Origin of the sequence: Pseudarthrobacter sp. LMD1-1-1.1 (assembly GCF_040676255.1) — a bacterium.
GTDB lineage: Bacteria > Actinomycetota > Actinomycetes > Actinomycetales > Micrococcaceae > Arthrobacter.
Genome location: NZ_JBEGHP010000012.1, coordinates 373,733 through 399,132, shown reverse-complemented (window position 1 = coordinate 399,132; position 25,400 = coordinate 373,733). Strand labels below are relative to the sequence as shown.

26 protein-coding genes and 1 pseudogene are annotated in these 25,400 nt (G+C 67.5%); 16 read left to right on the top strand and 11 right to left on the bottom strand.

Annotated elements, in window-relative coordinates:
* The first annotated feature begins 99 nt into the window (after positions 1-99).
* Positions 100-1,164 carry an EAL domain-containing protein gene (locus MRBLMD1_RS07405; protein WP_364398548.1) on the top strand — a complete coding sequence of 355 codons (1,065 nt, stop codon included), beginning with the start codon at positions 100-102 and terminating at the stop codon, positions 1,162-1,164.
* Between the two features lie 61 nt (positions 1,165-1,225).
* Here the strand turns inward: MRBLMD1_RS07405 and MRBLMD1_RS07400 are convergent, their stop codons facing one another.
* On the bottom strand, positions 1,226-1,462 hold the full coding sequence (locus MRBLMD1_RS07400; RefSeq protein ID WP_224024140.1) for a DUF6480 family protein: 237 nt from the start codon (positions 1,460-1,462) through the stop codon (positions 1,226-1,228).
* Positions 1,463-1,597: 135 nt separating this feature from the next.
* Between MRBLMD1_RS07400 and MRBLMD1_RS07395 the strand changes: the two genes are divergently transcribed.
* Positions 1,598-1,957: a hypothetical protein gene (locus MRBLMD1_RS07395; RefSeq protein ID WP_364398545.1), complete on the top strand. Its 360-nt coding sequence runs from the start codon at positions 1,598-1,600 to the stop codon at positions 1,955-1,957.
* A 48-nt stretch (positions 1,958-2,005) separates the two neighbouring features.
* Here MRBLMD1_RS07395 and MRBLMD1_RS07390 read toward each other — a convergent pair whose 3' ends face one another.
* The 4 genes from MRBLMD1_RS07390 to MRBLMD1_RS07375 form a co-directional block, all read right to left on the bottom strand.
* Positions 2,006-2,845, bottom strand: coding sequence for a glycerophosphodiester phosphodiesterase family protein (locus MRBLMD1_RS07390; protein WP_414703671.1), 840 nt, complete (start codon positions 2,843-2,845; stop codon positions 2,006-2,008).
* Positions 2,846-2,886: 41 nt separating this feature from the next.
* A complete protein-coding gene (locus MRBLMD1_RS07385) occupies positions 2,887-3,150 on the bottom strand; it encodes a hypothetical protein (protein ID WP_159634626.1) in 264 nt (87 codons plus the stop codon).
* A gap of 125 nt (positions 3,151-3,275) precedes the next feature.
* On the bottom strand, positions 3,276-4,094 hold the full coding sequence (locus tag MRBLMD1_RS07380) for an HAD family hydrolase (RefSeq protein WP_364398543.1): 819 nt from the start codon (positions 4,092-4,094) through the stop codon (positions 3,276-3,278).
* A 9-nt stretch (positions 4,095-4,103) separates the two neighbouring features.
* Positions 4,104-4,913, bottom strand: a complete 810-nt coding sequence (locus MRBLMD1_RS07375; protein WP_364398541.1) for a hypothetical protein — start codon at positions 4,911-4,913, stop codon at positions 4,104-4,106.
* Positions 4,914-5,076: 163 nt separating this feature from the next.
* Here MRBLMD1_RS07375 and MRBLMD1_RS07370 point away from each other — a divergent pair, with 163 nt between their 5' ends.
* Both MRBLMD1_RS07370 and MRBLMD1_RS07365 read left to right on the top strand, forming a co-directional pair.
* Positions 5,077-5,508 (top strand): LexA family protein, encoded by a 432-nt coding sequence (locus MRBLMD1_RS07370; RefSeq protein ID WP_159634668.1) that lies wholly within the window; start codon positions 5,077-5,079, stop codon positions 5,506-5,508.
* A 23-nt stretch (positions 5,509-5,531) separates the two neighbouring features.
* Positions 5,532-6,825 (top strand): annotated as a pseudogene (locus MRBLMD1_RS07365) (Y-family DNA polymerase).
* Between the two features lie 106 nt (positions 6,826-6,931).
* Here MRBLMD1_RS07365 and MRBLMD1_RS07360 read toward each other — a convergent pair.
* The gene (locus tag MRBLMD1_RS07360; RefSeq protein WP_159634671.1) at positions 6,932-7,078 is read right to left on the bottom strand and encodes a lmo0937 family membrane protein; all 147 of its coding nucleotides are present in this window, start codon (positions 7,076-7,078) and stop codon (positions 6,932-6,934) included.
* Between the two features lie 299 nt (positions 7,079-7,377).
* Here MRBLMD1_RS07360 and MRBLMD1_RS07355 point away from each other — a divergent pair, with 299 nt between their 5' ends.
* Together MRBLMD1_RS07355 and MRBLMD1_RS07350 are read left to right on the top strand one after the other, a co-directional pair.
* Complete coding sequence (locus tag MRBLMD1_RS07355) at positions 7,378-8,556, top strand: ABC transporter substrate-binding protein (RefSeq protein ID WP_364398538.1); 1,179 nt, start codon at positions 7,378-7,380, stop codon at positions 8,554-8,556.
* A gap of 470 nt (positions 8,557-9,026) precedes the next feature.
* Positions 9,027-9,803, top strand: coding sequence for a matrixin family metalloprotease (locus MRBLMD1_RS07350; protein ID WP_364398536.1), 777 nt, complete (start codon positions 9,027-9,029; stop codon positions 9,801-9,803).
* A gap of 6 nt (positions 9,804-9,809) precedes the next feature.
* Here MRBLMD1_RS07350 and MRBLMD1_RS07345 read toward each other — a convergent pair whose 3' ends face one another.
* Complete coding sequence (locus tag MRBLMD1_RS07345) at positions 9,810-10,754, bottom strand: carbohydrate kinase family protein (RefSeq protein WP_224024132.1); 945 nt, start codon at positions 10,752-10,754, stop codon at positions 9,810-9,812.
* Positions 10,755-10,796: 42 nt separating this feature from the next.
* Complete coding sequence (locus MRBLMD1_RS07340; protein ID WP_364398534.1) at positions 10,797-11,591, bottom strand: alpha/beta hydrolase; 795 nt, start codon at positions 11,589-11,591, stop codon at positions 10,797-10,799.
* A 175-nt stretch (positions 11,592-11,766) separates the two neighbouring features.
* On the opposite strand from MRBLMD1_RS07340, the gene MRBLMD1_RS07335 reads away from it, so the two are divergent.
* The 10 genes from MRBLMD1_RS07335 (at position 11,767) to MRBLMD1_RS07290 (ending at position 21,745) form a co-directional block, all read left to right on the top strand.
* Positions 11,767-12,423, top strand: coding sequence for a cyclodeaminase/cyclohydrolase family protein (locus MRBLMD1_RS07335; protein WP_364398532.1), 657 nt, complete (start codon positions 11,767-11,769; stop codon positions 12,421-12,423).
* Between the two features lie 123 nt (positions 12,424-12,546).
* The gene (locus tag MRBLMD1_RS07330) at positions 12,547-13,503 is read left to right on the top strand and encodes a hypothetical protein (protein ID WP_364398530.1); all 957 of its coding nucleotides are present in this window, start codon (positions 12,547-12,549) and stop codon (positions 13,501-13,503) included.
* An 85-nt stretch (positions 13,504-13,588) separates the two neighbouring features.
* Complete coding sequence (locus MRBLMD1_RS07325) at positions 13,589-13,966, top strand: hypothetical protein (RefSeq protein WP_364398528.1); 378 nt, start codon at positions 13,589-13,591, stop codon at positions 13,964-13,966.
* Between the two features lie 295 nt (positions 13,967-14,261).
* Positions 14,262-15,527, top strand: coding sequence for an ABC transporter substrate-binding protein (locus tag MRBLMD1_RS07320; protein ID WP_224024125.1), 1,266 nt, complete (start codon positions 14,262-14,264; stop codon positions 15,525-15,527).
* The gene (locus MRBLMD1_RS07315; RefSeq protein WP_159634699.1) at positions 15,527-16,420 is read left to right on the top strand and encodes a carbohydrate ABC transporter permease; all 894 of its coding nucleotides are present in this window, start codon (positions 15,527-15,529) and stop codon (positions 16,418-16,420) included. The genes MRBLMD1_RS07320 and MRBLMD1_RS07315 overlap by 1 nt, the downstream gene beginning before the upstream one ends.
* Entirely contained in the window at positions 16,417-17,256 is an 840-nt protein-coding gene (locus MRBLMD1_RS07310) for a carbohydrate ABC transporter permease (RefSeq protein ID WP_159634702.1), read from the top strand. Before MRBLMD1_RS07315 ends, MRBLMD1_RS07310 begins: the two co-directional genes overlap by 4 nt.
* A 42-nt stretch (positions 17,257-17,298) precedes the next feature.
* Complete coding sequence (locus MRBLMD1_RS07305; RefSeq protein ID WP_364398525.1) at positions 17,299-18,381, top strand: ABC transporter ATP-binding protein; 1,083 nt, start codon at positions 17,299-17,301, stop codon at positions 18,379-18,381.
* Complete coding sequence (gene ggh, locus MRBLMD1_RS07300; RefSeq protein WP_364398523.1) at positions 18,378-19,736, top strand: glucosylglycerate hydrolase; 1,359 nt, start codon at positions 18,378-18,380, stop codon at positions 19,734-19,736. The genes MRBLMD1_RS07305 and ggh overlap by 4 nt, the downstream gene beginning before the upstream one ends.
* A 27-nt stretch (positions 19,737-19,763) precedes the next feature.
* A complete protein-coding gene (locus MRBLMD1_RS07295; protein ID WP_275181391.1) occupies positions 19,764-20,963 on the top strand; it encodes an ROK family transcriptional regulator in 1,200 nt (399 codons plus the stop codon).
* A 35-nt stretch (positions 20,964-20,998) separates the two neighbouring features.
* Positions 20,999-21,745 carry an SDR family NAD(P)-dependent oxidoreductase gene (locus MRBLMD1_RS07290; protein WP_224024117.1) on the top strand — a complete coding sequence of 249 codons (747 nt, stop codon included), beginning with the start codon at positions 20,999-21,001 and terminating at the stop codon, positions 21,743-21,745.
* A 49-nt stretch (positions 21,746-21,794) separates the two neighbouring features.
* On the opposite strand, the gene MRBLMD1_RS07285 is transcribed toward MRBLMD1_RS07290, so the two are convergent.
* Genes MRBLMD1_RS07285 through MRBLMD1_RS07275 form a run of 3 tightly spaced genes read right to left on the bottom strand, consistent with a single transcriptional unit; the run spans position 21,795 to position 25,240 of the window.
* Positions 21,795-22,757, bottom strand: coding sequence for a ribokinase (locus MRBLMD1_RS07285; protein WP_364398520.1), 963 nt, complete (start codon positions 22,755-22,757; stop codon positions 21,795-21,797).
* Positions 22,754-24,169 (bottom strand): MFS transporter, encoded by a 1,416-nt coding sequence (locus MRBLMD1_RS07280; RefSeq protein ID WP_364398518.1) that lies wholly within the window; start codon positions 24,167-24,169, stop codon positions 22,754-22,756. Before MRBLMD1_RS07280 ends, MRBLMD1_RS07285 begins: the two co-directional genes overlap by 4 nt.
* 15 nt (positions 24,170-24,184) lie before the next feature.
* Positions 24,185-25,240, bottom strand: coding sequence for a nucleoside hydrolase (locus MRBLMD1_RS07275; RefSeq protein WP_364398516.1), 1,056 nt, complete (start codon positions 25,238-25,240; stop codon positions 24,185-24,187).
* Positions 25,241-25,400 lie beyond the last annotated feature (160 nt).

Below are 25,400 nucleotides of genomic sequence, written 5' to 3'. Positions count from 1 at the left end.
TGAAATCAGGTTGGCAGCACCGTTCTTTTATAAGGCGTTTGGAAATTTGAACATTATGGGGCCATCGGGTCATTACTTCGTCAACTGGGGGCGTTGCTAATGTCGGTTCGGGTACAGGCATGGGGAATTATCGCCGCCGTGCTGGCGGATACGGATCCTGCGGGAACCGCTGTGCGGCAGCGGCTGAGCAACAGCCTCGATGAGAATCCCGGCGTGCCGGAACGGGCCCTGCTGGAGTATCTCCTCGAGACCCGGCGCAGCGACGCCACCATGACGGACACATTGGAAGCCGCGAAGGATATGCGGCTCACGCCGCCCGCGCTCCCGCCGCAGTTTGCGGAGCAGCTGGATGCCATCCGCAGCGCGTCCCGGATCAGCACCCTGCTTGAGAACCAGATGCTGATGACCGCGTTCCAGCCCATCTACGGGCTGGAAGGAAGAACCGTGGTGGGCGCAGAGGCGCTGTCCCGGTTCGTCAGCGACGACGGCGCAGCCGCGGAGCTGTGGTTTGCCGAGGCCGCCGCGGTGGGCCTGGGCGCCAACCTCGAGTTCTCCGCGCTGGGATCGGCGGCAGCGGCCGCGAAGGACCTGCCCGAGGACCTGTACGTGTCCCTCAACATTTCCCCCACGTCCTGCCTGGACCCGCGGCTGCCGGAGCTCTTCGACCACATTGAATTGCCCATCCACCGGGTGGTGCTCGAATTGACCCAGGACATTCCCGAAGAGGAATACCTGCAATTCCTTTCCGCGATCAATCCGCTGCGGGAAAAGGGCCTGCGCATTGCCGTCGACGACACCCACACCGGCGCCGGCGCGCTGAGCCGCATGGTCCACCTGGGGCCCGACTTCCTCAAGGTGGGCCGCAACGTGATCGGCGACGTCGACAAGGACGGCCTCCAGCGTGCGCTGGCTGCATGCCTGGTGGACTTCACCGACCAGGTTGGCATCACCCTGGTGGCCGAGGGCATCGAAACGGTGGGCGAACTCCAGGTCCTCACGGAACTGGGCATCAGCGCCGGCCAGGGCTACCTGCTGGGCCGGCCGTCGGTGCGGCCCAAGGACTGGGCCAGCTGGAACACGCGCCTCGACATGGACGGCCTGGAGCGCCACCTGGCCGGGCCGGGGGAACCTCGCGCCACCACCCGGGGAACAGAGTCGTCCTGAGAACCTGACGCAGTCAGCGGGGCGGCGGGCAGCATGCGCCGCCCCGCTGCACGTCCGGGCCCTATTCGGAGTGGCCCTGGTCCCTGCTCATCTGGCCCTCCGCCGGCGGCGTCTCTCCCGGCGGGACTCCCCCGCCCGGTTCCAGGCCGGTGACATTGCCTTCCAGCGGATCCGGGTTCGGCGAGCCGGCCGCCTCCCGGCTGCGCTGCTCCGCCGGACGGGGCTGGGCGGCGCCCACCTCTTCCTTACCCGGGCGGTCGGGGTTCGCGGGGTCATTTTCCGGATGGTAAGTGCTCATAGCCTTTCCTTTCCTCTCCGGCTGCGGTTCGGTTCCCCAGCACTGGACTAATTGTAAGCATGCTGATAATTCTGGAGGAGTAGGGCCGGCACGCCGCTGGGGCGGCCGGCACGCAACGCCGGAAGGAGCAGTCACATGGGTATCGGCGACAGCATTGGCAAGGCAGCAGAAAACGCCATGGAGGACCTGGCCGGGACATCCAAGCCGACCGAGAAAACGGACGTGCCGGACCCGGCAGATCCCAGCGACGACGTGGAGGTCCACTCGTCCCTGAGCGAAGGCTCAAACGCAATGGAGGCGGAGAAGCAGAAGGCGCCCGGCCTCAAAACCGGGGCTGCCCCTGGGCCGGTCTCCAACAGCCCGCTGGGCGGCGACGCCGACAACGACAAGGCGCACAACAGCAGGGCGCACGGCGAGCGGGAGCAGAACGGCACAACGGACGACGCCGGCCTGGCCGGGGACGCCACGGCGCCCACCGCAACAGACCAGGGCTAGGCGCCCGGGAACAGGCCGGGGGCTAGGCAGCCGGGAGCAGGCCAGAGGCTAGGCAGCTGGGCCGGGCGCCCGGTTAGCCTGCCCGGGCTTCTCCGGCCACTGGCCTCGGGCGCGCAGCACGTCGCGGAGCAGGTCCGCCCGGTCGGTGACGATGCCGTCCACCCCCAACTGGAGGAGCCGGTGCATCTCGCCGGCATCGTTGATGGTCCACACATGAACCACCAGGTCCAGGTCATGCGCCCGCCGGATGAAACCGGTGGTGACTACAGGCACCCGCCCATAGCGGACGGGCACTTGCAGAGCATGCACGTCCCGGAGCACCCGGCGCATGAGCCACCGGAACGCCGGACGTGGAAGCGCAGGCCCCAGCAAGGTGAAGAGGGCGCTCGAGGCCACTCCAGCGGACGAAGCCACAGGCTGGCTGAGCAGTTTCAGCACCGCGCGCCGCCGGCGGTCCGAAAAGCTGGTCACCAGAACGCGGTGGTGCACCTGGTGCCGCTCGATCGCGGCAGCGGTGCTGCGGACCGAGCCCCAGTCCTTGACGTCGAGGTTCAGCCGCGCTTCGGGAAGCTGGGTGACCAGTTCGTCGAACGTGGGGATGGGCTCGCGGCCGTTGATCCGCGCCCTGGCCACGTCCGCGGCCGGAAGTTCCGCCACCCGGCCCCTGCCGTCCGTGACCCGGTCCAGGGTTTCGTCATGGAAGAGCAGCAGCACGCCGTCCGCCGTCGTGTGCACATCCGTTTCGAGGTAGCGGAAGCCGAGGTCGACGCCGGCGCGGAACGCGGCCATGGAGTTTTCCAGGCCCTCAGCCGAGAATCCTCGGTGCGCCATGGCGATGGGAAGCTGCCGCCCGGCGTCGTCAGGGTGCTCGAAGAAAGGCAGGCTCACACTGCGAGCCTACCGCCCCCACCATGAGTGGAAACCCACCGTCAGTCCAGGCAGGCGGTCTCTCCGCAGGGAAGGATGTCCACGCCGTCGCCGCAGTGCAGCAGGGTCCGCCCACGGCCGGCGTCCAGGTGGACCCATACCGCGGTGTGGTCCGCCGTGACGGTGTCCACCACGCCGCCTGCCTCGAATCCGGGCGCGAACAGGACCCGGACCCGGTCACCCTGGCGCAACTGTTTCCAGTGCGGAGCGGGCGTTGCTTTGCGCTGCGGCGCATCGGCCGCGTGCTGCCTGACGTTTCGTGCCATCGTTGCCCCCTTCGAGCCGGCGGGAGGGTGCCTGCTCTCCACGCTTCACGCTACGCAGGGAAGGTAAACGCCAGGTGAGCGCAAGCTGTGAAAATGGGGGTGCCGGGTCCAGGACAGCCCGGGCGTCAGGAAAACTGGACGCCCAGGGCAGCGAGCCGGGCCTCCAAAACCTGGGCCACGCCGTCGTCGTCAAAATGCGGCGCCTGCTGCCCGGCCGCGCGGATGGCTTCCGGATGGCCGCTGGCCATCGCGTACCCATGACCGGCCCAGCGGAGCATCTCGATGTCGTTGGGCATGTCGCCGAAGGCCACCACGTCTGCGGCGTCGATGCCCAGTGCGCGTGCGTATTCGGCAAGCGTGACGGCCTTGTTCACGCCGGGCAGCGACAGTTCCAGCATCGCAACGCCCGGGGAGGAGTGGGTGGTGGCGGCCAGGTGTTCGACGGCGGGCGCCACCTCGGCGAGGAAATCGTCCGGAGTGCCATCGCGGACGATGGCGAGGAACTTGACCACGGAGTCATCGTCCGTGAGGGTTTGCTTCAACGGCGCCGGGGTGAATTCGGCGAGAAGTTCGCTGGACTCGTTTTCGATGAAGCCCGGTTCCAGGTGGAATCCGGTGAGCGTTTCCGCGGCGAACAGCGCAGCCGGGCGGAGCCCCTTGATGATGCGGCGGGCTTCCAGGACGGTCTCGATGGCCAGCGTGCGGGCGGAGACCAGGCGGTCCGCTTCAAGATCCCACACGACGGCACCATTGGAGCAGATCACCCGGCCGGTGTGGCCCAGCTGTTCCTCCAGGGGGTGCAGCCAGCGGGGCGGGCGGCCGGTCACAAACACCAGTTCGACGCCGGCATCCCGGCAGGCGTGGAAGGCACGGATGGTGCGGTCACTGATTTTTCCGTCGTGTCCGAGGATCGTTCCGTCAATATCGCTTGCTACCAACCGCATCCTGCAAGTCTACGTGGGCGGTTGGCTCCCGTGCGCCGATTCCACGGACAGGAGCCGGGCGTAGTTCAGGCACATGCTTAGGCTTTCATCGGCCGGGGCGCGGGTGCCCTTGAGGACTACCGGGGCGCCGGCGGCAAGACGCTGGCCGCCGGGCATTACCAGCGTTTCAGCGTCGAAACTGGTTCCTTCGGGGAAGATCAGGGTGTAATCGTTCCCGTCGGCAGCCTGCAGGATGACGCATCCGGCCCCGTCCCTGTCCATGTGGCCCGTGAGCTCCACCTCGGGTCCCGTTGCGGACGTCTGACTGGAGCGGACCACGGTCTTCAGCCCATCCGTTCCCGGCAGCACCGTGGTGGGAGGCTTCGCGGAGGCCGGCACCAGCCGGAAGGCGTAACGGCCCTCTGCTCCGCCTTCCGGAGTCATGACGAAGTCCACTCCCCGGACGGCGAGCGCCACCTGCGTTTTGAAGATGTTCCCGTCACAGGGGACCTGCAGCGGGGGAAGGACTTCGGCGCCGGCCTGGCTGGCAAGCGAAACCTCTGCCGTCACCGGACCCTCGCAGGTGAAATGCACCTCATAGCCACCCGGTTCCGCGCCAGTGAATCCGAAGCTGACCGTGGTGTTCGAGCTGGTGGAACCGGCGAACTCGCCGGGCAACCTGGGCTGCAGTTGCTCCTGGGACCACTGGCGCATGTCTTCCACCCCGGAAGCACGCGGATCGGCGCCGGGCTGGGCGGCAGCGGTGGCCGGGGGCGGCGGCACTGGAGCCTGCCCCTCGGGTACCTCGCTGTACGCGCACCCCGCCAGTCCCGGCGTCATCGCCGCCGCAATCCACCAAAGCCGTACCAACCGCATCGTTTCCCCCCAGAGCAGACAGTGGCCTGAGTCTAGTCCCCCCCCCCCCCCCCGAGCGGGACTGCCCGTTGTCAGCCCTCGGGGCTACACTGAAACTATCGAACATATTTTCGAATAAAGGTGTGTTGTGGGCGTTATTGTCGGTCCCCGCGTGATAGACGCGGGCGCCTCGTTGTTCTCGGTGCTGATTTCCCCGGTCGCGGTGGCGGCGGGCTTTCCGTCGCCGGCACAGGACTACTTCGACGGCCGGATCGACCTGAACGCGCACCTGATCAAGGACATCACCAGCACCTTCGTGGTCCGGGTGACGGGGGATTCCATGGAGGGTGCCGGCATCAGCGACGGGGACGAACTGATCGTCAACCGGGCCCTCGAGCCCAGGGACGGGGCCGTGGTGATCGCCGTCCTGGACGGGGAACTGACGGTCAAGCGCTTGCGCATCACCCGCACTGGCGTGGTGCTGCAGGCGGAGAACCCCAAGTACCCGGACATCCACGTGCCCGCACTGTCCGAGCTGACCATCTGGGGCGTTGCCACCAGGTGCCTGCACCATGTCTGAGCTGCCCGCGCTTGGGGACCAGCATGGCTAAGCCCGTCCACATGCGGCAGATGCCGCAGATCGCGCACGTGGACGTCAACTGCTTCTACGCCTCCGCCGAGCGCGCCTTCGACCCCTCCCTGGAAGGGCGGCCGCTGGTGGTGCTCTCCAACAATGACGGCTGCGCCGTGACCCGTTCCCCGGAAGCGAAGGCACTGGGCATCGCCACCGGCGAACCGTGGTTCAAACTCGCGCCGCGGGCCAAGGAGTGGGGCCTGGTGGCAAAATCCAGCAACTATGAGCTGTACGGCGACATCAGCTCCCGCGTAATGGAACTGCTGGGCAGGTACTCGGCCTGGCTGGAGGTCTACAGCATCGACGAGGCATTCCTGGGCGTCAAGGGCACCCCGGACGAGCTGCTGTCCCTTGGCCGGAGGATGAAAGAGGCAGTCCGGCGGCACGTGGGGGTTCCCGTGTGCGTTGGCATCGCCCCCACTAAAACCCTGGCGAAACTCTGCAATAAATGGGCCAAGAACAATCCCGCCTTTGGCGGAGTCTGCCTGTGGGAATGCGTTCCGGCTGACGTGCGGGAGGGTTTGATGTCCCGGCTTCCTGTCAATGAGATCTGGGGCATTGCCGGGCGGCTCACAAAGCGCCTCAATGTGCTGGGCATCTTCACTGTCCAGGACCTTGTCAGGGCGGATCCGGTAATGATCAGGAATAAGTTCTCGGTGGTGCTGATGCGCACGGTCCTGGAACTGCGGGGCACCCCCTGCATCCCGATGGAAGAAGAGCGCATCGGCCGCGACCAGCTGATCTTTTCCCGCTCTTTCGCCACCCCTGTGACCACCGCCGCCGGGCTTCGGGAGGTGCTCAGCATCTACGGGCAGCAGGCGAGCGCCAGGCTCTCAAAGCACGGGCTGCAGGCAAAGGTCCTGACGGCGTTTGCTGCCACGTCCCCCTTCCGGGACCACGAGCAGGCGTACCCGTCTGTATGCGTCCCGCTGCCCATGCCTACGGCGGATCCGCTGCTGCTCACCAGGGCGGCGCATGCGCTGCTGCCCAGTATCCGGGACGGGCTCAAATACGCCAAGGCGGGGCTGATGCTCACCGACCTGCGGCCCACGGGGAACCAGCCGCCCCTGGAGCCATTCGAGAACCGGCATGAGGAACGCGGCATCGGGCCGCTGCTTGAGGATGTGAGCCGCCGCTTCGGGCGGGGCACCATCGGGCTGGGGCACGCGGGCATCAGGTCCGGGCTGGACCATGAAACGTGACATGCGCTCGCCCCGCTATACGACGCACTGGGACGAGCTGCCCTTGGTCAAGGCGGCGTGAGGGGTCAGGCGCCTGAAGAGCTCAAGGCGGCCTGGGGCTGCAAGGCGGCCTGGGGCCGACGGTTCCCGCCGCCGGACGCTGGGCCGGCGGCGGGGACGCGGGGTTGCTAGACGCGGGACCTGCCACGGACGAAGTGGAAGATCAGGACCACCACTGCGACAACCAACAGAATGTGGATCAGGCCGCCGCCAATGTTCGCGAGCAATCCGAGAAGCCAGAGAACGGCGATGATGATGGCAATCCAAAGCAACATGAGAGTCTCCTTGATTAGTTTTACAAAATCCCCATGCCGTGCACGTACCCACAATGCAGCACGCGAATCACGGCCCGCACCTACTGATGGCATCCAAGGCCGCCGTTGCGTCCCGGCGTCGAACAGGGCCTCCTCCACCGGACCTCCGAACAGCGTCCCCGCACGACGATTTTTGACGCCGCACTGCGCCGCGTTGAGCGTTCGCGTCGCCGCGTGAACGCCCGCTACGGGATCGATTGTGGGGCCGCTGGGCGCTCCGTAATCTCGTCTCAGCATCCACCCCAGCAAAGGATTTTCCCATGGCAAACCAGCAGGACAAGAGTCCGGAAGACCAGCACGGCTCCACCCGCATCGTCGCCGGGCAGCCCGCCAAGCCCACACGCCCGCTCGGCCTGAGGATCGGAATCGCGGCAGCCGTCCTGGCCCTCATCGGTGGGGGCGCCGCCGTCGCGTCCGCCGTGAACAGCGGGACACCGGCAGCCTCGCAGGAGGCTGCCCCGTCAGGCAACCCCGCGGCCGAACTGAAGCTCGGCTACTTTGGAAACGTCACGCATGCCCCGGCCCTCGTGGGCGTCAGCAAAGGCCTCATCAAGGATGAACTCGGCAGCACCAAACTCAGCACCCAGGTGTTCAACGCCGGCCCAGCGGCAATCGAAGCCCTGAACGCAGGGGCCATCGACGCCACCTACATTGGGCCGAACCCGGCCATCAACTCCTTCGTGAAGAGCCAGGGCCAGTCGATCAACATCATCGCCGGCGCCGCAGCCGGCGGGGCGCAGCTGGTGGTCAAGCCGGACATCACCTCCGCCGCCGACCTCCGGGGCAAGACGCTCGCCTCCCCGCAGCTGGGCGGCACCCAGGACGTGGCCCTGCGCGCCTGGCTCTCCTCCCAGGGGTACAAGACCGGGGTGGACGGCAGCGGTGACGTGGCCATCAACCCCACGGAGAACGCCCAGACCCTCAAGCTGTTCCAGGACGGAAAGCTCGACGGCGCGTGGTTGCCTGAGCCGTGGGCGTCACGCCTGGTGCTGAATGCCGGCGCGAAGGTGCTGGTGGACGAAAAGGACCTGTGGGACGGTTCGCTGTCCGGCAAGCCGGGCGAGTTCCCCACCACCATCCTGATCGTGAACCAGAAGTTCGCGGCCGACCACCCGGACACCGTCAAGGCACTCCTGAAGGGCCACGCGAAGTCGGTCGAATGGCTCAACAGCGCTTCAGCCGGCGACAAGGCCACCGTCATCAATGCAGCCCTCAAGGAAGCAGCCGGCGCCGAACTGAAGGCGGATGTCATTGACCGCTCCCTGAAGAACATCGTCTTCACCGTTGACCCGCTGGCCGGAACCTACCAGAAGCTCCTGGCCGACGGCGTGACCGCAGGCACCACCAAGCAGGCCGACATCAACGGCATCTTCGACCTGCGCGCCCTCAACAGCGTCTCGACCGGAAAGACCCCGGCAGCAGGACTCGGCAAGGAGTAAAGCCTCATCGATTGCTCCGTAAACGCCCTTTTGACTCCTCATAACGGCATCTGCGGAGCAATCGATGTGGCCTCAGGCCTCTCCTTCGGCCCCGGAGCGGCCTGCATCCGGCGCGGCCGCCTTTCTTGCCTAAATCCTGCGCCTTTCCCGCGGCAAGGCCGGGCAGCCCGCCCCTAGGCTGGGAGGGTTGGCCGGCGGGCGGCAGGAATCAGGGGGTGCCGGTGCACGGCTTCGGGAATGACGATAAGTCTCATCGGGACATGCCCGGCGGGTTCGCGCCGCCAAACGTCCGGCGCTCCCCCAGTGGACGCATCCCGCAATGGGCCATCGATGAAGCGTACGGCAGGGCGGAGTCCCCTTCGCCCTGGCGCAGTGCTGAAGCCGGTCAAGGGCGGCGGAAGAAGTTCCGGAGCAGGGCGGGACAAGAAGGGTTCCGGTCGAAGCGGACCGCCCCGTTGGGGACGATCCGGTTGCGGACAGTCCTTGGGATCGCCCTGGTGGTCTGCCTGTACTTCGCGCCGACACTGTTCGACCGCGTGGTTCTTCCCACCGCAGCTCCCTACCTGCCCGGGGCGAAAATGCCGCCGCCGGGGCATGAGGCAGCCTCCGCACCCTTGGGCACGCCGCCCGCTAGCACGGGCTCCGCTGCCTTTGTGCTGCAGGAGTCGCCGAAAGAGGGCCAACGGCTGGTCGCTTACGATCCGTGCCGCCCGGTCCATTACGTTGTCCGGCCGGACAACGCGCTGCCGGGTGGCGATGTCCTGGTCCGGGAGGCAGTGGCAGCAGTCTCCCAGGCCTCCGGCCTGCAGTTTGTCTATGACGGACCCACCACGGAAGCGCCGTCGGATGACCGGTCCGCTTTCCAGCCGGACCGCTACGGAAAGCGGTGGGTACCGGTACTCATCGCCTGGTCAACGCCCGTGGAAACGCCGGGCCTTGCCGGGAATGTTGCCGGCCTTGGCGGGAGCGGTTACGTGGAGGCCGCCGGGCAGCCGCTGGTCCTCGAAGCCGGCCAGGTGCGCCTTGATGCCCCTGACCTTGCCGGCATCATCGCCAGCCGCCCGGACGGCGCGGCGGAGGTGCGCGCCATCATCATGCACGAACTGGCACACGTGCTGGGCCTGGACCACGTGAATGATCCGACGCAACTGATGTATGCGGAAAACATGGGCGTCAGGACCTTCGCTGCGGGTGACCTCGCCGGACTGGCCCTGCTGGGCAGCGGTCCCTGCGTCCCGCAGCTCTAGGCCCTTCTAACCCTCCGTGGCCTCAGCCCCGTGGAGCTCCTCCCGGGTCGGCGGGTTGGCACCCGGCCGCGACACGGTGACGGCAGCGGCGCGGGCGGCGTGTGCCAGGAGTTCGGAGAGTCCCTCGACGGGAAGGTCGCGCAGGTCCTGCCGGTTCTGGGCGCCGTCCAGCTCCCGGTCCACCAGGCCGGACAGCAGCGCCGCCATGAAGGAATCCCCCGCCCCCACGGTATCCGCCACTTCCACCCTGGGCGCAGGAATGGCGGCTTCGCCGGCACGGCACACACCCCACGGCCCGTCCGCACCGCGGGTGACCACCACCATGGCGGGACCTTCTTCCCCGCCGAGCGCCAGCCACTTGCGGGCCGAATCCAGCACATCCTGTCCCGGATAAAGCCAGGCAAGGTCCTCGTCGGACGCTTTGACCACGTCGGACAACGTGACGAACTTTTCGGCCTGGCGCCGGGCAAAGTCCACGTCCGTGATGATGCTGGGCCGGCAGTTGGGATCGAAACTGATGGTGGCGGACGGGTGGGCGTATTCGACGGCGGCCAGCACTTCTGTGGCCCCGGGTGCCAGCATGGTGGCAATGGAGCCGGTGTGCAGCAGGGTGGTTCCCTGCAGCATGAAGCCAAGCCGGTCTGCCAGGTGCGGCAGCTCCCAGGCGAGGTCGAAGGTGTAGGTGGCGGCGCCGTCGTCGTCAATCAATGCGGTGGCCACGCTGGTGGGCAGCTCGTCCGGGGGCACCGGCAGCATGACGGAGCTGGCGCGCAGGTGCGCAGCCACCGAGTCGCCGTACGCGTCCCGGCCGTAACGGCCAATGAACTGCACCGGGTGGTCCAGCCGGGCCAGGCCCACGGCGACATTCAGGGGGCTTCCGCCCACGTGGGCCTCGATTCCGGAAGCGCGCTGGACAACGTCAACAAGGCCTTCGCCGATCACTGTGAGCATGGTCATACTCTGCCAGAAACCGGCCAGCGTCAGCAGTTCGTGTCAGCCGAGCAGCTTTCCAACCAGTTCCCGGCACGTCACATAGGCCTCCGCGGCCGGATCGATGAGCGCGAAGTGGTCCCCCGGCACCATGACCAGCCGTGCCGGGACGGCTGCGGAACGGCTGGCGTCCACGTACGTTGTGGACATGCGCAGAGGAACATCGTCGTCTTCCGTCGTGTGGACGACGTAGACCGGAACGTCCAGCGCCAGCACGGCCATCGGGTCGGCCACGCGGTGGCGTCCGGGGAAGTCCGACGACGGTCCGCCCAGCAGGTTGTCCACGGCGCCGTTGCTGAGGCCCAGCCTTTCGGCGTCGGCCAGGTTCAGCACCCCGGACTGGCTGACCACCCCGGTGAGGCGGACGCCGTCGTTCGTGTTATTTACCTGGCGGGCCTCCGCCGTCCCAAGCCCATCCAGCCGGTCCCTGCCCGCCGCCCACACCGCCAAGTGGCCGCCGGCCGAATGCCCCAGCGCCACCACTTTGCCCAGGTCCAACGAGTGGGGCCCTGCGAGCGCGGCAAGCTTGTCGATGCCCGCAAGGATGTCCCGGAAGGTCTCCGGCCAGCCCCCGCCGTTGCCCGCCCGGCGGTACTCCAGGTTCCAGGCGGCCATGCCGTGCTCCGCCAGGTCCATCGCCAGCGGCTCCCCCAGTTCGGCGCCGTAGGTGGAGCGCCAGTAGCCGCCGTGGATCACCACCACCACGCCCCGGTGCTTGCTGCCGGCCGGAAGATCCGGCAGGAAAAGCTCGCCCCACTGGCTGGGGTCCTGGCCGTACTGGTATCTATGCCGCTGCACCTTGCCGACACTACAGGCGCCCGCCGGCGGGTGAGTGCCACACTGGCCCACTTTTGGGGTGGTTAACGACGGCGGGACCTTGGACTTTCCAGGGTCCCGCAGCCATAACTGGGCCAGCGCGGGCATTCCGGCTGTTTCCGTTTAGCCAGCGGCCCTTGTGGGCACGGTTCATGGCATGGAAGATGCTGAAGTAACCACCCAGGATTCGACTGTTGAGGAGTGGACACGCGCGCTGGCGGAGTCCACGGGTTCGCCGGGCGGGGGCGCCGGGACCGGCCTGATGCTGGCAGTGGCGGCATCGCTGACGTCGATGGTCGCCGGCTACAGCGGCAATGGGGAGGACGACGGCGGGGAGCCGGCCGGGATACGGGCGCGGGCGCGGGCGCTGCGCCGGGAAGCCCTGAAGCTGGCTGATGACGACGCGTCCGCCTCCAAAGCCTTCGGCGCCGCCTTCCGGCTGGAACCGGGCCCGGAACGGGACGAGGCAATCCGCCGCGCGTCGCTGGAAGCCGCAGCATCCTCTGCTGTCCTTGGCGAGCGGGCCATCCAGGCGATCGACGACCTCGCCTGGCTGGCCACCAACGGCAACCGGGCACTGGTCGCAGATGTCGTGGTCGCGTTCGGCGCCCTCCGTGCGGCAGTGGCCGGCGCCCGCACCAATGTCAGTTTCGACCTCGGATCCCTCCGCTCCACCGGGGCCACCCTGGAACAGGTCCGTCAGCAGCAGCCGGACCTGTGGGCCGCCGTCGAGAAACTCAGTGAAGCCATGGACCGCATCGACACCCTGACCGCGGACATTAACCACCGGGCCGCCCCGACCGACGCGGCCTGAGCAGGGCAAACATGTGACCGCCTGGTATTGATGGCGTTCCCCAGGTGGTTGGACTCTGCTGCACGGCTGTGCTTATGGTGGGCAGCATTGTTTGCAGGTAACTCTGGGGGGGAGGCGTACTCGGTGAAGTCAAGACTGGCTGCCTGGACGTTCCTGCGACCCCTCTTGCTCGCGGTGGCGGCAGCCGCATCGTGGATCACTTTGTCCGCCGCGGGTGCATCCGCTGATACCTCCGCTCCCGCCGACCCGCTTCCCGGAGCCGGCCCGTCCGCGCTGGCATCGGCTGCCGCCACCCTCACTCACCGGGCCGGGGACGTCCTGGAACCAGCGGAATCCGGACCGGCAAGAGCCCCGGGCACCCCGTCACCTAACGCAATTCCACCCCTCCGCCCGGCCGTGGAGGAGGTCACCACCGTGGCCGATGACGTGGTGCAGGCTGTTCCGGTGGTCAGCACCGTGGTACCGGCAGGAGCCGTGGCAGCAGTGGTTGATCCTGCCATTGGCACTGTGGACGGCGTTGCCGGCGAAACGGCAGGAGCCGTTGCTCCCGTGGCCGGCGCGGCCCTGGAGCCGCTTGCGCCGGTCCTTGAGCCGGTCATCGGCGCCGTTCCTTTGGCGGCACCCACTGCACCCCCGCCCACGGCCATGGCACCCCTCCTTGCGGGTGTCGACATTCCGCAGGCGGGTGATGCCGTGCCTGCCCGGCCGGCCGAACTGGAAGTTGGGGCAGGCGGCACAGCGCCGGCTTCCGCCCGGCCCCTCCTCGAGATCCCGCTGTCCCATGGGAAGTTTCACAGCAACAGCCTGCCGTGCGACCCGCGGATGGAGCCGTCCGCCGGGCGGCCGCTGCTGACGGGGACGGATCCGCACAGCCCGCCGTCCCGCGGGCCGGCTGATCCGCTGCCCGGCGTCCCCGGTGCCACCGGCGGAAGCAGCCTGTCCGGCAATGGCACCGCCATGCCCGCGTGGCTGGACGCCCATAACCTGCAGATCCCGGCGGCCGGCTCAGCCGCCGTCCAGGGCGGTCTGCCCACTGCCCCGGACGGTGTGTCCTTCTACCCCGGATCCTTTCCTGACTAGTTGAGGCCCCTCTGCGCCCCAACGCGGAATGAGCAAATCCCGGGCTAAGCAGTAGGCCCGATCCAACTTTCAGGAGAACTTCCAAATGATGCACCGCACTATCCGTGGATGCCTGCTCAGCGCCGTGATCGCAGGCGGCCTTCTGGCCTCCAACGGCGTAGCCGCCCATGCCGCCGGCACCACGCCGGCAACGCCGGCCACGATTCCCGCCACCCACACCGCCGCCCCCTTCCTGGGCGGCACGGTTTCTTCCGTGGCCCAGCCCTCCGGCCGCACCGCCCACACCGCCCACACGGCCGCAGCCGCCGGGGGCGCCGGGGACGCCGCGCCGGCAGGGGCCAGCGCCTCCGGGTCCACGCCCCCGGCCGACACCGGCATCAACACCGGGCTGCTGGTGGTGGGTTTGCTCTTTCTGGTCTTCGGGGGCCTGCTGGCGCTGATCCTGGGCCGGAAGCGCGGCTGAGCCGAACCCTCCTTTGACCTCCACTTGGCTCCGGTACGGGGCCGGCTTGGATGAGTCCGCACAGAAGGCGGCCCGGCGTACGCCGGGCCGCTTTCCGCTGTCGTGGTGAACCCTTTCTGTCAATTGGCGTTCGAACCGAAGGGTTGACACCCTCCGACTTATGTCTAATGCTTAAACGAAAGTTTGTGCAGTGGCGCACACTCGATCGGAGCATTCAATGAACGACCCGAAATTTCATCCCCAGCGAGGGCCCGTTTCCCGCAGGAGCCTCCTTTTGGCCGGACTGGGAACGGCCATGTCGGCCCCTTTCCTCGCATCCTGTGCAGGTTTTGATACCAGCGGCGCAGCAGCCGGCCAGGGAACCGTGGGCTTCCTCTCCACCCAGTTCACGCCCGTGGAGGAAAAGCAGCGGTACGAGGCAGTCCTCAAGAAATTCGCGAAAGTCCCCACCGCCTACAACTCCGTGGACCCCGGCGTCTTCGCCTCCACGGTGACCTCCCAGGCGAGCGCGGGCAACGTGAAGACCTCGCTCCTGGGCGGACTTCACGGTGAGCTCGCTCCGCTGGCCGACTCCCTGGAGGATGTCGATGGCCTCCTCAGGGACCTGTCAGGGCGCGGCTTCACGAAGGAGATGCTCGAGCTGACCAAGGTGGGCGGTTCCACCTCGCGGTATGTCCCCTGGATGCAGGCAACCTACGTGGTGGCGGTGAACAAGAAGGCCCTGGAGTGGCTGCCCCCGGGGGTGGACGTCAACGACCTTACCTACGAGGGCTACCTCGCATGGGCCAAGGCGGCTAAACAAGGAGCTGGCCGGCCCGTCTTCGGGATGCCCGCCGGACCAAAAGGCCTGCACCACCGCTTCTACCAGGGTTTCCTGCTGCCCAGCTTCACCGGCGGGCAGATCACCACGTTCCGGAACCAGGATGCCGCAGCCGGCTGGGACTACATGCAGGAGCTGTGGTCCGCGATGGCACCGGCATCCACCAACTATGACTACATGCAGGAACCCCTGGCGCGGGGCGAGGTCCTGGTCGCCTGGGACCACGTGGCCCGCCTGGTCCATGCCCCTGCTGACAAGCCCGACGACTGGCTCATGGTCCCCGCACCACGAGGGCCCAAGGGCCGCGGCTACATGCTGATCATCGCCGGGATGGCCCTGCCAAAAAATGGCAAGGACCGCGACCTCGCCGAAAAGGCCATTCGCGCCCTGACCGAACCCGCGTCCCAGATCGAGACCCTGCGCAGCAACGCCTTCTTCCCGGTGGTCCAAACGGAGCTTCCCTCCGACTTGACCGGCGCTATTGCGCTCGAAGCTGCCGCAGTCCGCCGGCAGCAGCGGTCTGCCGGCGCCCTCCTGGCCCTTCCCCCGGTGGGCCTCGGCGCCAAAGAGGGCGAAGTGTCGCAGATTTTCAAGAACTGTTTCCAGCAGATCTGCCTGGAAACCCGGCCCATCCAGCAGGTCCTCGATACGCAGGCGACGCAGTTGAACACCATCCTGAAGGGCTTGAATGTTCCCTGCTGGGCGCCCGATCCGGTTTCCACGAAGTGCGAGGTAGCGTAATGGCCGTAGAGGCACCCCCCACCCCCGCGGCAACTGTTGCGCCGCCACGCCGGCGCAGGATACCGCCGGCCGTCCTGCTGATAGCCCCCTCGGTGATATTCATGGCGCTGCTGCTGGGATGGCCCGTCATCCAGGGCGTCCTGCAGGCCTTCAGGAATGACCAGGGTTTCACCTTTGAGTTCGTCAACCGCATGGTGCAGGACCCATACTTCTGGCCGGCGGTACGCAACACGCTGTTGCTGATCGTGGTCATGATCCCGCTGCAGTTCGCCCTCGCCATCGCCATGGCCCTGATGCTGCGGAGCAACCCCCGGCTTCACAAAGTCCACTTCTTTGTCTGGGCCATACCGCTGGCGCTCAGCGACTTGGCGGCCGGCCTGGTCTGGCTCGCAATCTTCAACGACCGCGGGTACCTGAACTCGGTCCTTTCCTGGTTCGGACTGCAGGGCACCTCCTGGCTGGCGTACGACAACCAGACCAGCATGTTCATCTGCGTCCTGATCGCCGAACTTTGGCGCGCAACCTCCCTGGTGCTCATCATCGTGGTGGCGGGGCTGCAGGGCATCCCCAAGGACTACGACGAGGCCGCGCAGGTCTTCGGCGCCACATTCTGGCAGCGCCTGCGGCACGTCACATTGCCGCTGCTGAAGCCGAGCCTCCAGGTGGCACTGATCCTGCGGACCATCCTTGCGTTCCAGACCTTCGCGGTGGCGCAGGCGCTCACGGGCCAGAACTTTCCCCTGGTGGTGGGTGAAACCTACCGCTGGTACACCGGGCTGCAGAACCCCAACGTCGCTGCGGCGCTGGCACTCGTCATCCTCGTCGTGTCCATGCTGACATCGATCTTCTACCTGCGGGCCCTCCGCGACAAGAACCAGGGAGGGCTCCGATGAGCACCACTGTGGACACCACCCCCATCGCCCGGAGAAGGCGGAACCGGATCCTGCTGCAGACCGCATGCATCGCCGTCTCGCTTTTCATGCTGATTCCCATCTACCTGATCTCGCTTGCGGCGCTTTCCACCCGGGAATCGTTCAACGAGTTTCCGTTGTCGCTCCTTCCCACAAACCTTTCCGTGGACACGCTCAACGCTTTCCTCGGCTCCACGGGAATCTTCGGAGCCCTGGGCAACTCGCTGATTGTTGGCGCCGGCACACTCCTGCTGTCGGCACTGATCGGAGTCCCTGCAGGGTACGCGCTGGCCAGGTTCACTTTCCCCGGCAAGGACCCCTACCAGCTGTTCCTGCTGTTCACCCGCGCCCTGCCCATCGTGGTGCTGTCCGTCCCCCTGGCCCGGCTCTTCCTCACCGTGGACATCTACGACACGACCTACGCCGTCATCCTGCTCCACACGGCGTTGGCGCTGCCCACCACCATCCTGATCTCGGCCAGCGTGTTCCTCAGCGTCCCCGTTGATGTTGAGGAAGCTGCCCGCCTGTTTGGTTGCTCACCGCTGGGGGCGTTTGGCAGGGTGGTGCTGCCCATGGCACTGCCGGGCCTCGCCGCGGCGTCGATCTTCACGTTCGTCATGTCCTGGAATGAAGTGCTGGGCGCGTCAATCCTCACCCTCGACCACCGCACCCTGCCCGCGCAGGTCCTCAGCTCGCTGTCAGACTCACCGCTGGCCTACAGGTTCGCCGGGGGCTTTGCCCTGGTCATCCCGTCCATCATCTTCATCGCCCTGATGCGCCGGTACCTCACCAACATGTGGGGCTCAACCATCCGCTAGGCCCCTCCCCCGCTCACCACCATTCTTTTGAAGGAGCCGATCGTGGCTGACATCCAAATCTCCAACCTCGTCAAGACCTATCCGGGCGGATCCGAACGCGCGACGGATGACGTGTCCCTGTCCATCCCGGACGGTGAATTCACCGTCCTCCTTGGCCCTTCCGGCTGCGGAAAGACCACCCTGCTCCGGATGATCGCCGGACTTGAACTGCCGGACTCCGGCTCCATCTCCATCGGCGGCCGCGACGTCACCTACCTGCCGCCCAACAAACGCAACCTGTCCATGGTGTTCCAGTCGTATGCCGTGTTCCCGCACCGGAAGGTCCGGTACAACATCGGATTTGGGCTGCGGATGGCGAAGGTTCCTGCCGACGAGATCGAACGCAAGGTCCAGTGGGCAGCAGATCTCCTCCAACTGGGCCCCTACCTGGACCGGCTGCCGGCCAACCTCTCGGGTGGCCAGCGGCAGCGGGTCGCCGTGGCGCGTGCAATCGTCATGGACGCCGACGTCCTGCTGATGGATGAACCGCTGTCCAACCTCGACGCCCTGCTGCGCCTGACCTTCCGGTCCGAGCTCAAGAAGATCGTCCAGGACCTCGGGACCACCACGGTCTACGTCACGCACGACCAAAGCGAGGCACTTTCCCTCGGAGACCAGGTCGCGGTGATGCGGAAGGGCCGGATCGCGCAGCTGGGTGACCCGCTGGACGTCTACGACGCACCCGCCGACCGGTTCGTGGGCGGCTTCATCGGTTCCCCGCCGATGAACTTCCTGGACGCAGCAGTCAGCCACGACGGCGGCACGCTGGTGCTGGGTGAACAGCGGCTCATTGCCCCGTCCATCCTGCGTTCCTTCGCGGGCAAGGACGTCCTCCTTGGGGTCCGCGCCGAAAACGTGACGGTAAGCAGCACCCGGTCTTCCGGCGATGTGGCCGCTACGGTCCTGGTGGTGGAGCCGATGGGATCCACCATCCTGCTCACCGTTGAGGTCGACGGACACACCCTCAAGGTGCAGGCACCCCCCACCTTCAAGACGGCACCCCACCAGACCATCTGGCTGGGCTTCGCCCCGAACACCATGCGCGTCTATGACCGCGAAACGTCAATGGCACTGGAGGCCTCATGAACCTGACCCATTCCCTGTCCATGGAAGAACTGCGCTCAGCCGCCATTGAAGTGTTGAAGGTCAATGACCTGGGCACCATGACCAGTGCCGCCCCCAACCTGTACCCCCATATGTGGAGCTGGGACGCGGCGTTCGTTGCCATCGGCCTGGCCCGGACGAGCGTTCCGCGTGCCGTGACGGAGCTGCGCAGCCTCCTCAAAGCGCAGTGGTCCACGGGGATGATTCCGCACATCGTCTTCAGTGACAACCACACCGGCTACTTCCCGGGCTTCGACCGGTGGGGAACGGCGGACGCCGCGGCGCTGCCGGAAGGCATCAAAAGCAGCGGCATCTGCCAACCGCCGGTCCACGCCATCGCCCTGCGCCACATCGTGGACCGCGGACGGGAGAACGGCAGCGCGGACCAGGAGGTGGCCGAGGCGTTCCTGGCCGAATCTTTTGACGGCTGGCTGGCGTGGCACCGGTGGCTGGCCACCGTCCGGGACCCCGACGGCGTGGGACTTGTTGAAATCCACCACGGCTGGGAGTCGGGGTTCGATAACTCCCCCCGCTGGGACGGCCCCTACTCGCGGATCGTGCCGGGAACCGTGCCGCCCTTCACCCGCCGCGACGTCCTGCACGTCGCGGACGCCAGCGAACGGCCCGACGACGCCGAATACACCAAGTACCTGTGGCTGGTGCAGCAAATGGCGGAGGTGAGGTTCGATGATGCCGCCGTGCAGGACGCCGTGGATTTCCGTGTCCGCGACGTCTTCTTTTCCGCCATCATGGCGGCCTCCAGCGACGTACTCGCAGGACTTGCTGCGGAAATCGGCCGGGACCAGGACGCCGAAGAACTCAGAAACATGGCCACCCGCTTCCGGGAGGGCGTTGCCTCAACCGTGGACCCGGCCACAGGGCTGGCGCGCGATTACGATGTACTGGCCCGGGAGTGGATCGGCACCGAAACTGTCTCGGGCTTCGCTCCCCTCGTCGCCGGCGGCGACCCCGCCCTTCTCGCAGCCCAGCGGGAGCTCCTGCTCGGACCGCGGTGGATGGGGTTCCCAGGCCTTCGGTTCGCCCTGCCGCCCTCCACCTCTCCGGCCAGTGAGGCCTTCCGGCCGCGGACGTACTGGCGCGGACCGGTGTGGCCTTTCCTCAACCTGCTGCTTGGCTGGGCCTGTGCCCGCGACGGCGAGACCGCCCTGGTCGACGCGCTCAGGTCGGCGTCCCTTGAACAGCTTTCCGACCTGCAGTTCGGCGAGTACTACGAGCCTTTCACCGGCGAGCCCCTGGGAAGCCTCGCACAGGCCTGGACCGCGGCTGCGGCGCTTGAGTGGGTGGGGCCGGCCCAGGAGAACCGTCCGGGGAAGTAGGCTGGGAAACCGGGAAAGGGGGCCGGAGTGACGGTTGAAAGAGTGCCTGCGGGACTGGTTGGGGCGACGTCGCACGGACACCTGCTGGAGCTGATCCGCGCCGCGGATGGGCTGTCGCGGCAGCAGCTCCTTTCCACCACCGGGATGTCGCGTGCCACCCTGTATGAACGGCTGGATACCCTGACGCGGCGGGGCTACATTTACGAAGCCGAACCGCTGGGGTCCACCGGGGGCCGCCCGTCGCGGAAGATCCGGTTCGAAGACCGGGGCAGGGTGGTCCTCGCCATCACCTTGGGCCAGACCCACGGAACGGTAAGCATCGCCGACACCACCGGCCGGCAGCTGCGCTCCTTCACGAAGACCCTCGATGTCAGCGCTCCCGCCGAGTCCGTGCTGGGTCCGTTGATCCGGGAAGGGCAGGAGCTGCTGGCCCAGGGAAAGAACGAGACCCTGCTCGGCATCGGTGTCAGCCTTCCGGCCCCCGTGGAGGCTGACACCGGGCACGTCCGGCACCCCACCACCCTCCCCGGCTGGGCAGACGACTCCGTGGTGCAAGCGGTCACCGCATCCTGGGACCTGCCCCTCGTCGTCGAAAATGATGCCAGGGCGGCCGGCCTGGGTGAGCGCAGGAGCGATGCCGAAACCGTGGTCTACGTGAAAGTGGGCACCGGCATTGGCTGCGGCATTGTGGTGGAAGGCTCCATCCTGCGGGGCGCCCACGGCGCGGCGGGGGACATCGGGCATATCCGCATGACCCCGGACGGCCCGCTCTGCCGGTGCGGCCGCCGCGGCTGCCTCGCCGCCTACAGTTCCGGCAGGGCACTCAGCGAAAAGCTCAGCGGCCGGGGCTTCAGGAATATGGCTGACATCCGCGCCGCCGCCGGGGCCGGCGACCCGGCCGTGCTCGGCGCCGTTGAGTCGGCAGCGGAGGTGCTGGGCAGCGCCCTGGCCGCCACCGTCACAACGCTCAACCCGGACCGGCTGGTCCTGGGCGGCGACCTGGGTTCCCTGGACTTTTTCGCAGCGCAGGTGGGAGAGCGCGTTCTCGCCGATGTGGTGGACCGCATCGGCGAGGGCCTGGTGGTGGAAACAGGGCATCCGGAGGACCAGGCTGCCTGTTCGGGGCTCGCTACCCTGGTCATGCGGAAGATCTTTGCTCCGGGCGCCGTAGACCAGGTCTTCTCCGAAGAGGCGGTCCGCGTGGCATCCGGCAGCACCAGGCGGTAGCGGCAGGGCGACGACGAGCGAAAGAAGGGCCGGACATGGCACGCATCTTCATCACCGGATCCACCGACGGACTTGGCCTCGCGGCGGCGGACACGCTGTTGCGGGACGGCCACGAGGTGATCGTGCACGCGCGGTCCCTGAAGCGGATCCCCGCAGTCCAGCACCTGCTGGACCGCGGGGCGCAGAGTGTTGTCGGGGACCTGGCCATCCTGGCGGACGTCCGGAAAATCGCGGAGGACGTCAACGGAATCGGCGGCATCGACGTTGTCATCCACAATGCCGGCGTCCTGAGCGGCGCGGCGCTGCTTCCGGTGAACGTGGTGGCACCGTACGTGCTCACCGCCCTCATTCCCGGCCCCCGCCGGCTCATCTACCTGAGCAGCGGGATGCACCGCGGCGGCGACACCGGCCTGGACGGCATGGACTGGGCAGGACGCACGACGACGGCCTCCTACTCCACCACCAAGCTGCACGTCACTGCGCTGTCGGCAGCCGTGGCCAGGCTGGTGCCGGGCGTCGCCAGCAACGCGGTGGATCCCGGCTGGGTGCCCACCCGGATGGGCGGGCGGTCTGCCCCGGACAGCCTGGAACTGGGCCACCGCACCCAGGAATGGCTGGCCACCAGTGATGATCCGGCCGCCCTGGCCGGCGGGGGCTACTGGTACCACCAGCACCTGCAGGCCCCGCACCCGGCCGCCGTTGATCCGCGGTTCCAGGACGCCCTGCTGTCCCGGCTCGCGGAGCACACCGGCCTCACCCTTCCGGAATCGATTGCTCCGTAAACGCCGTTTTGGGGCGCGAAAACGACAAGTACGGAGCAATCGACGGGGTTTAGGCCGTACCGAGGCGGCGTTCGACGTCGGCCGCTTCCGGATACGCCGCCTGCGTCCCCTTGCGGGTGGTGGCCAGCGCCGCGGCAACGGAGGCGAATGCGGCGGCTTCCGCGAGCGCATCGCCCGCCGCCAGCCGGACCGCAACGGCACCGGTGAAAGCGTCCCCGGCACCGGTCGTGTCCACGGCGTCCACCGTGGTGGGCTGGACGCGGGTCACCCGGGCGCCGGGTGCAGCGAGCGAGTCCAGCACCACGGACCCCTGGGAACCCAGCGTCACCAGGACCTGCTGGATCCCGTGGCGTGCGAAACGTTCGCGCACCGCGTCCCAGTCAGAGCCAACAGCATCGGCCCCTGGAATGTCAGAAGCCAAAAACAGCGCGGCCTCGTGCGCATTCACCAGCAGGACGTCTGCCAACCCGGCCAGGGCTGACGGGATCTCTGCATACGGCGACAGGTTGAGCAAAACTGTTGCGCCGGCGTCGTGCCCTGCCTGCGCGGCGGCCAGCACCGTCTCCATGCTGACTTCCAGGCAGAGGCTCACCACGGCGGCGCCCTCCAGGACGTCCGCGGCTCCGGCCACGTCCGCCGGGGACAGGGTGCCGTTGGCGCCGGCCGAGATGATGATGTTGTTCTCGCCGCGGGCGTCCACGGCGATCACGGCAACACCCGTGGGCTCACGGGACGTGCGCACATGGCTGACGTCCACGCCTGCCCCGGCCACGGAAGCCTCGAGCATGTTGCCGTTGGCGTCCTCCCCCACGGCGCCCACCAGGCTGACGTGCCCGCCCAGCCGGGCTGCGGCCACGGCCTGGTTGGCGCTCTTGCCGCCGGGATTCACGGCGAACCCGTTGCCCTGGACCGTTTCGCCGGGCTGCGGAAGCCGCTCACAGTAAATGGTGAGGTCGGCGTTCAGGGAGCCGACGACGACGATCCGGCCTGAAGCGGCAGCGGCAGCACTCATGCGGCCACCTCGGCCTCAACCGGCTTGGGGATCAGCAGCGACGCCGCGAACGCTGCCACGGTCAGCGCCAGGCCGACCACCACGACGGTCAGGTACGACGCCGTCGCGTCGCCGAGTGCGGACGTCGCCACCAGGACGGCGGGCAGGATGAGGAAGCTCAGTCCCGCGCCCAGGTTGAAGGCGCCGGCGTTCATGCCGGGGAGGAAGCCGGGGTTGCCGGCGGGCGAGAGGACGACGCCGAGTCCGTTGAGCATGATGTTGACCGTACCGGCGTACATGATGCCCAGCAAGACCGTTCCGGCAATCATCATGGGCAGGCTGTGCAGGCCCAGGAAGGCGATGACGGCGAGCGCCGCGATGCTGCCCAGCAGCCCGATCCGCAGCACCTTGGTGTACCCAAGGACCGGGGCGAGGCGTCCGCTGAGCGGGCCCACCAGCCAGCCCAGCAGGGCGTAGGGGGTGAGGATGATCAGCGACATTTCGGTGGGACCCACCCCGAAGCCGGGGTCCGCGGCCTGGACGTAGGCGGGCACGATGCCGTTGATCACCGCGAAGATGCCGGTCATGGTCAGGGTGGTGGTGAGCAGCGGGGCCCAGGTGGCGCGCTGGCGCAGGTGCACCGTTTCCACCATCGGCTGGGCGGCGCGCTGTTCGGTGCGCCAGAAGGCGAAGAACGCGACGGCGGAGACCAGCACCAGCGCCAGGCTCAGCATCAGCGTGCCGGAGTCGAAGCCGGCCACAAGCTTGGCGGCCTCGTTGAGCGCGGTGAGCAGGGCGCCCACGGCGACGACGATGAAGAACACGCCGCGCCAGTCCATCCGGGTGCCGGCGCCGGGCTTGCTCTCGGTGGCGAGGAACATGATGAGGGCGGTGGCCGCGAGTGCCAGGACCACCATCAGCCAGAAGATGCTGCGGAACCCGAAGTGCTCAGCGAAGTAGCCGCCCACGAAGGAGTCCACGCCGGCCACCCCGCCGTTGACTGCGGTGATGAGGCCCATGAGGGTGCCGTACTTGCGCGGGTTGCTGACGGCGGAGCGCAGCATGATCAGGCAGAGCGGGACGGTGGGGCCGCTGACGCCCTGGATGATCCGGCCCACGAAGAGCCAGGTGATGTCCGGGGCCAGCGCGGCGATAACGGAGCCCACGGCCATGAGCAGCATCATGCCCACGAGGACCTTCTTGCGTCCGATGATGTCGCTCAGGCGCGGCAGGAACAGGGAGAACAGGGCCGCGGCGGTGAAGAACCAGGTCTGGGAGAGCCCGATCAGGGCCTGGTCCGCCATGAGTTCCTGGCCCATGGTCACCAGGGCGGGGCTGAGCATGGAGGCGTTGAGCTGGAACGCCACGCAGGCGGCCAGCAGGGCGGTCATGAGGGCGGCGATGTTGCCGCGGCCGGTCTTGGTTTCAGTCATGGTTGCGGTGGCCATCTACTTGACGCCTCCGGCGGTGAGCTGGGCACTTTCCGGGCGTACGACGCCGGCCGGCTCGCCGATGCGGACCAGCGCGTCGGTGACCAGGTCCCAGAACCGTGCGTGGTCCAGGTCCACGGCCACGCTGGTGTGGCAGTCGGCGGGGGCCGGGGCGCGGAAGTCCGCGACGGTCATGCCCAGGGTCAGCGTGCCCTGGAGTTCGATGTTCACGGGGACCTTGCGGGTGCTGACGATGCTGGGGTCGATGACGTACGCGACGGCGCAGGGATCGTGGACCGGCGGGTAGTCGAAGCCCTGCGCGTCCTTGTAGGTGTGGGCAAAGAAGTCCATCAGTTCGGTGACGAACTTGGCGGGCCCGGTGCCGATGGCGGCGATTTTCCCCACCACCTCCGGGGTGGCCAGCGCCTGGTGGGTGAGGTCCAGGCCCACCATGACCACGGGCCACTTTTCGTTGAAGACGATGTGGGCGGCCTCGGGGTCGATGATGATGTTGAACTCGGCCACGGCGCTCCAGTTGCCCACGTGGTAGCCGCCGCCCATGAGGACCACTTCCTTGACGCGTTCCACGATGCGCGGTTCCTTGCGGGCGGCCAGGGCGATGTTGGTCAGGCCGGCGGTGGGGACCAGGGTGACGCTGCCGGGCTCGTGCGCCATGACGGTGTCGATGATGAGGTCGACGGCGTGGCGGGGGTCCAGTTCGATGGTGGACTGGGGCAGGGCGGGGCCGTCCATGCCGGACTCGCCGTGGATGTCCGGTGCGGTTTCGATGCTGCGGACCAGCGGGCGGGGGCAGCCGGCGGCGAAGGGGACGCCGGTAATGCCGGCGATGGTGCCCACGGCCAGGGCGTTGCGGGTGACTTTTTCGAGGGTCTGGTTGCCCACCACCGTGGTGACGGCAAGCAGTTCGATGTTGGGGTTGCCGTGCGCCAGCAGCAGGGCCACGGCGTCATCGTGGCCGGGGTCGCAGTCCAGGATGATCTTCCGGGGTTCTGTTGAACCCGTCCGGGACTGATTCTCTTGGGGATTAGGTTCCACGATGGTGCTCCACGTCATTGGGGCCTGCCTTGCGGGCAGGGGTCTTGAGTATTCCGCGAGTGATCATGGCAGGGTTTTGTGGTCCACGTCAAGCGCTTAACGTGATGGGGGGCATTGCCGCACGTCAAACGCTTGATGCCATAGGGGACAAGGAAGCTGGTCGGCGTGGCCGTGGAGG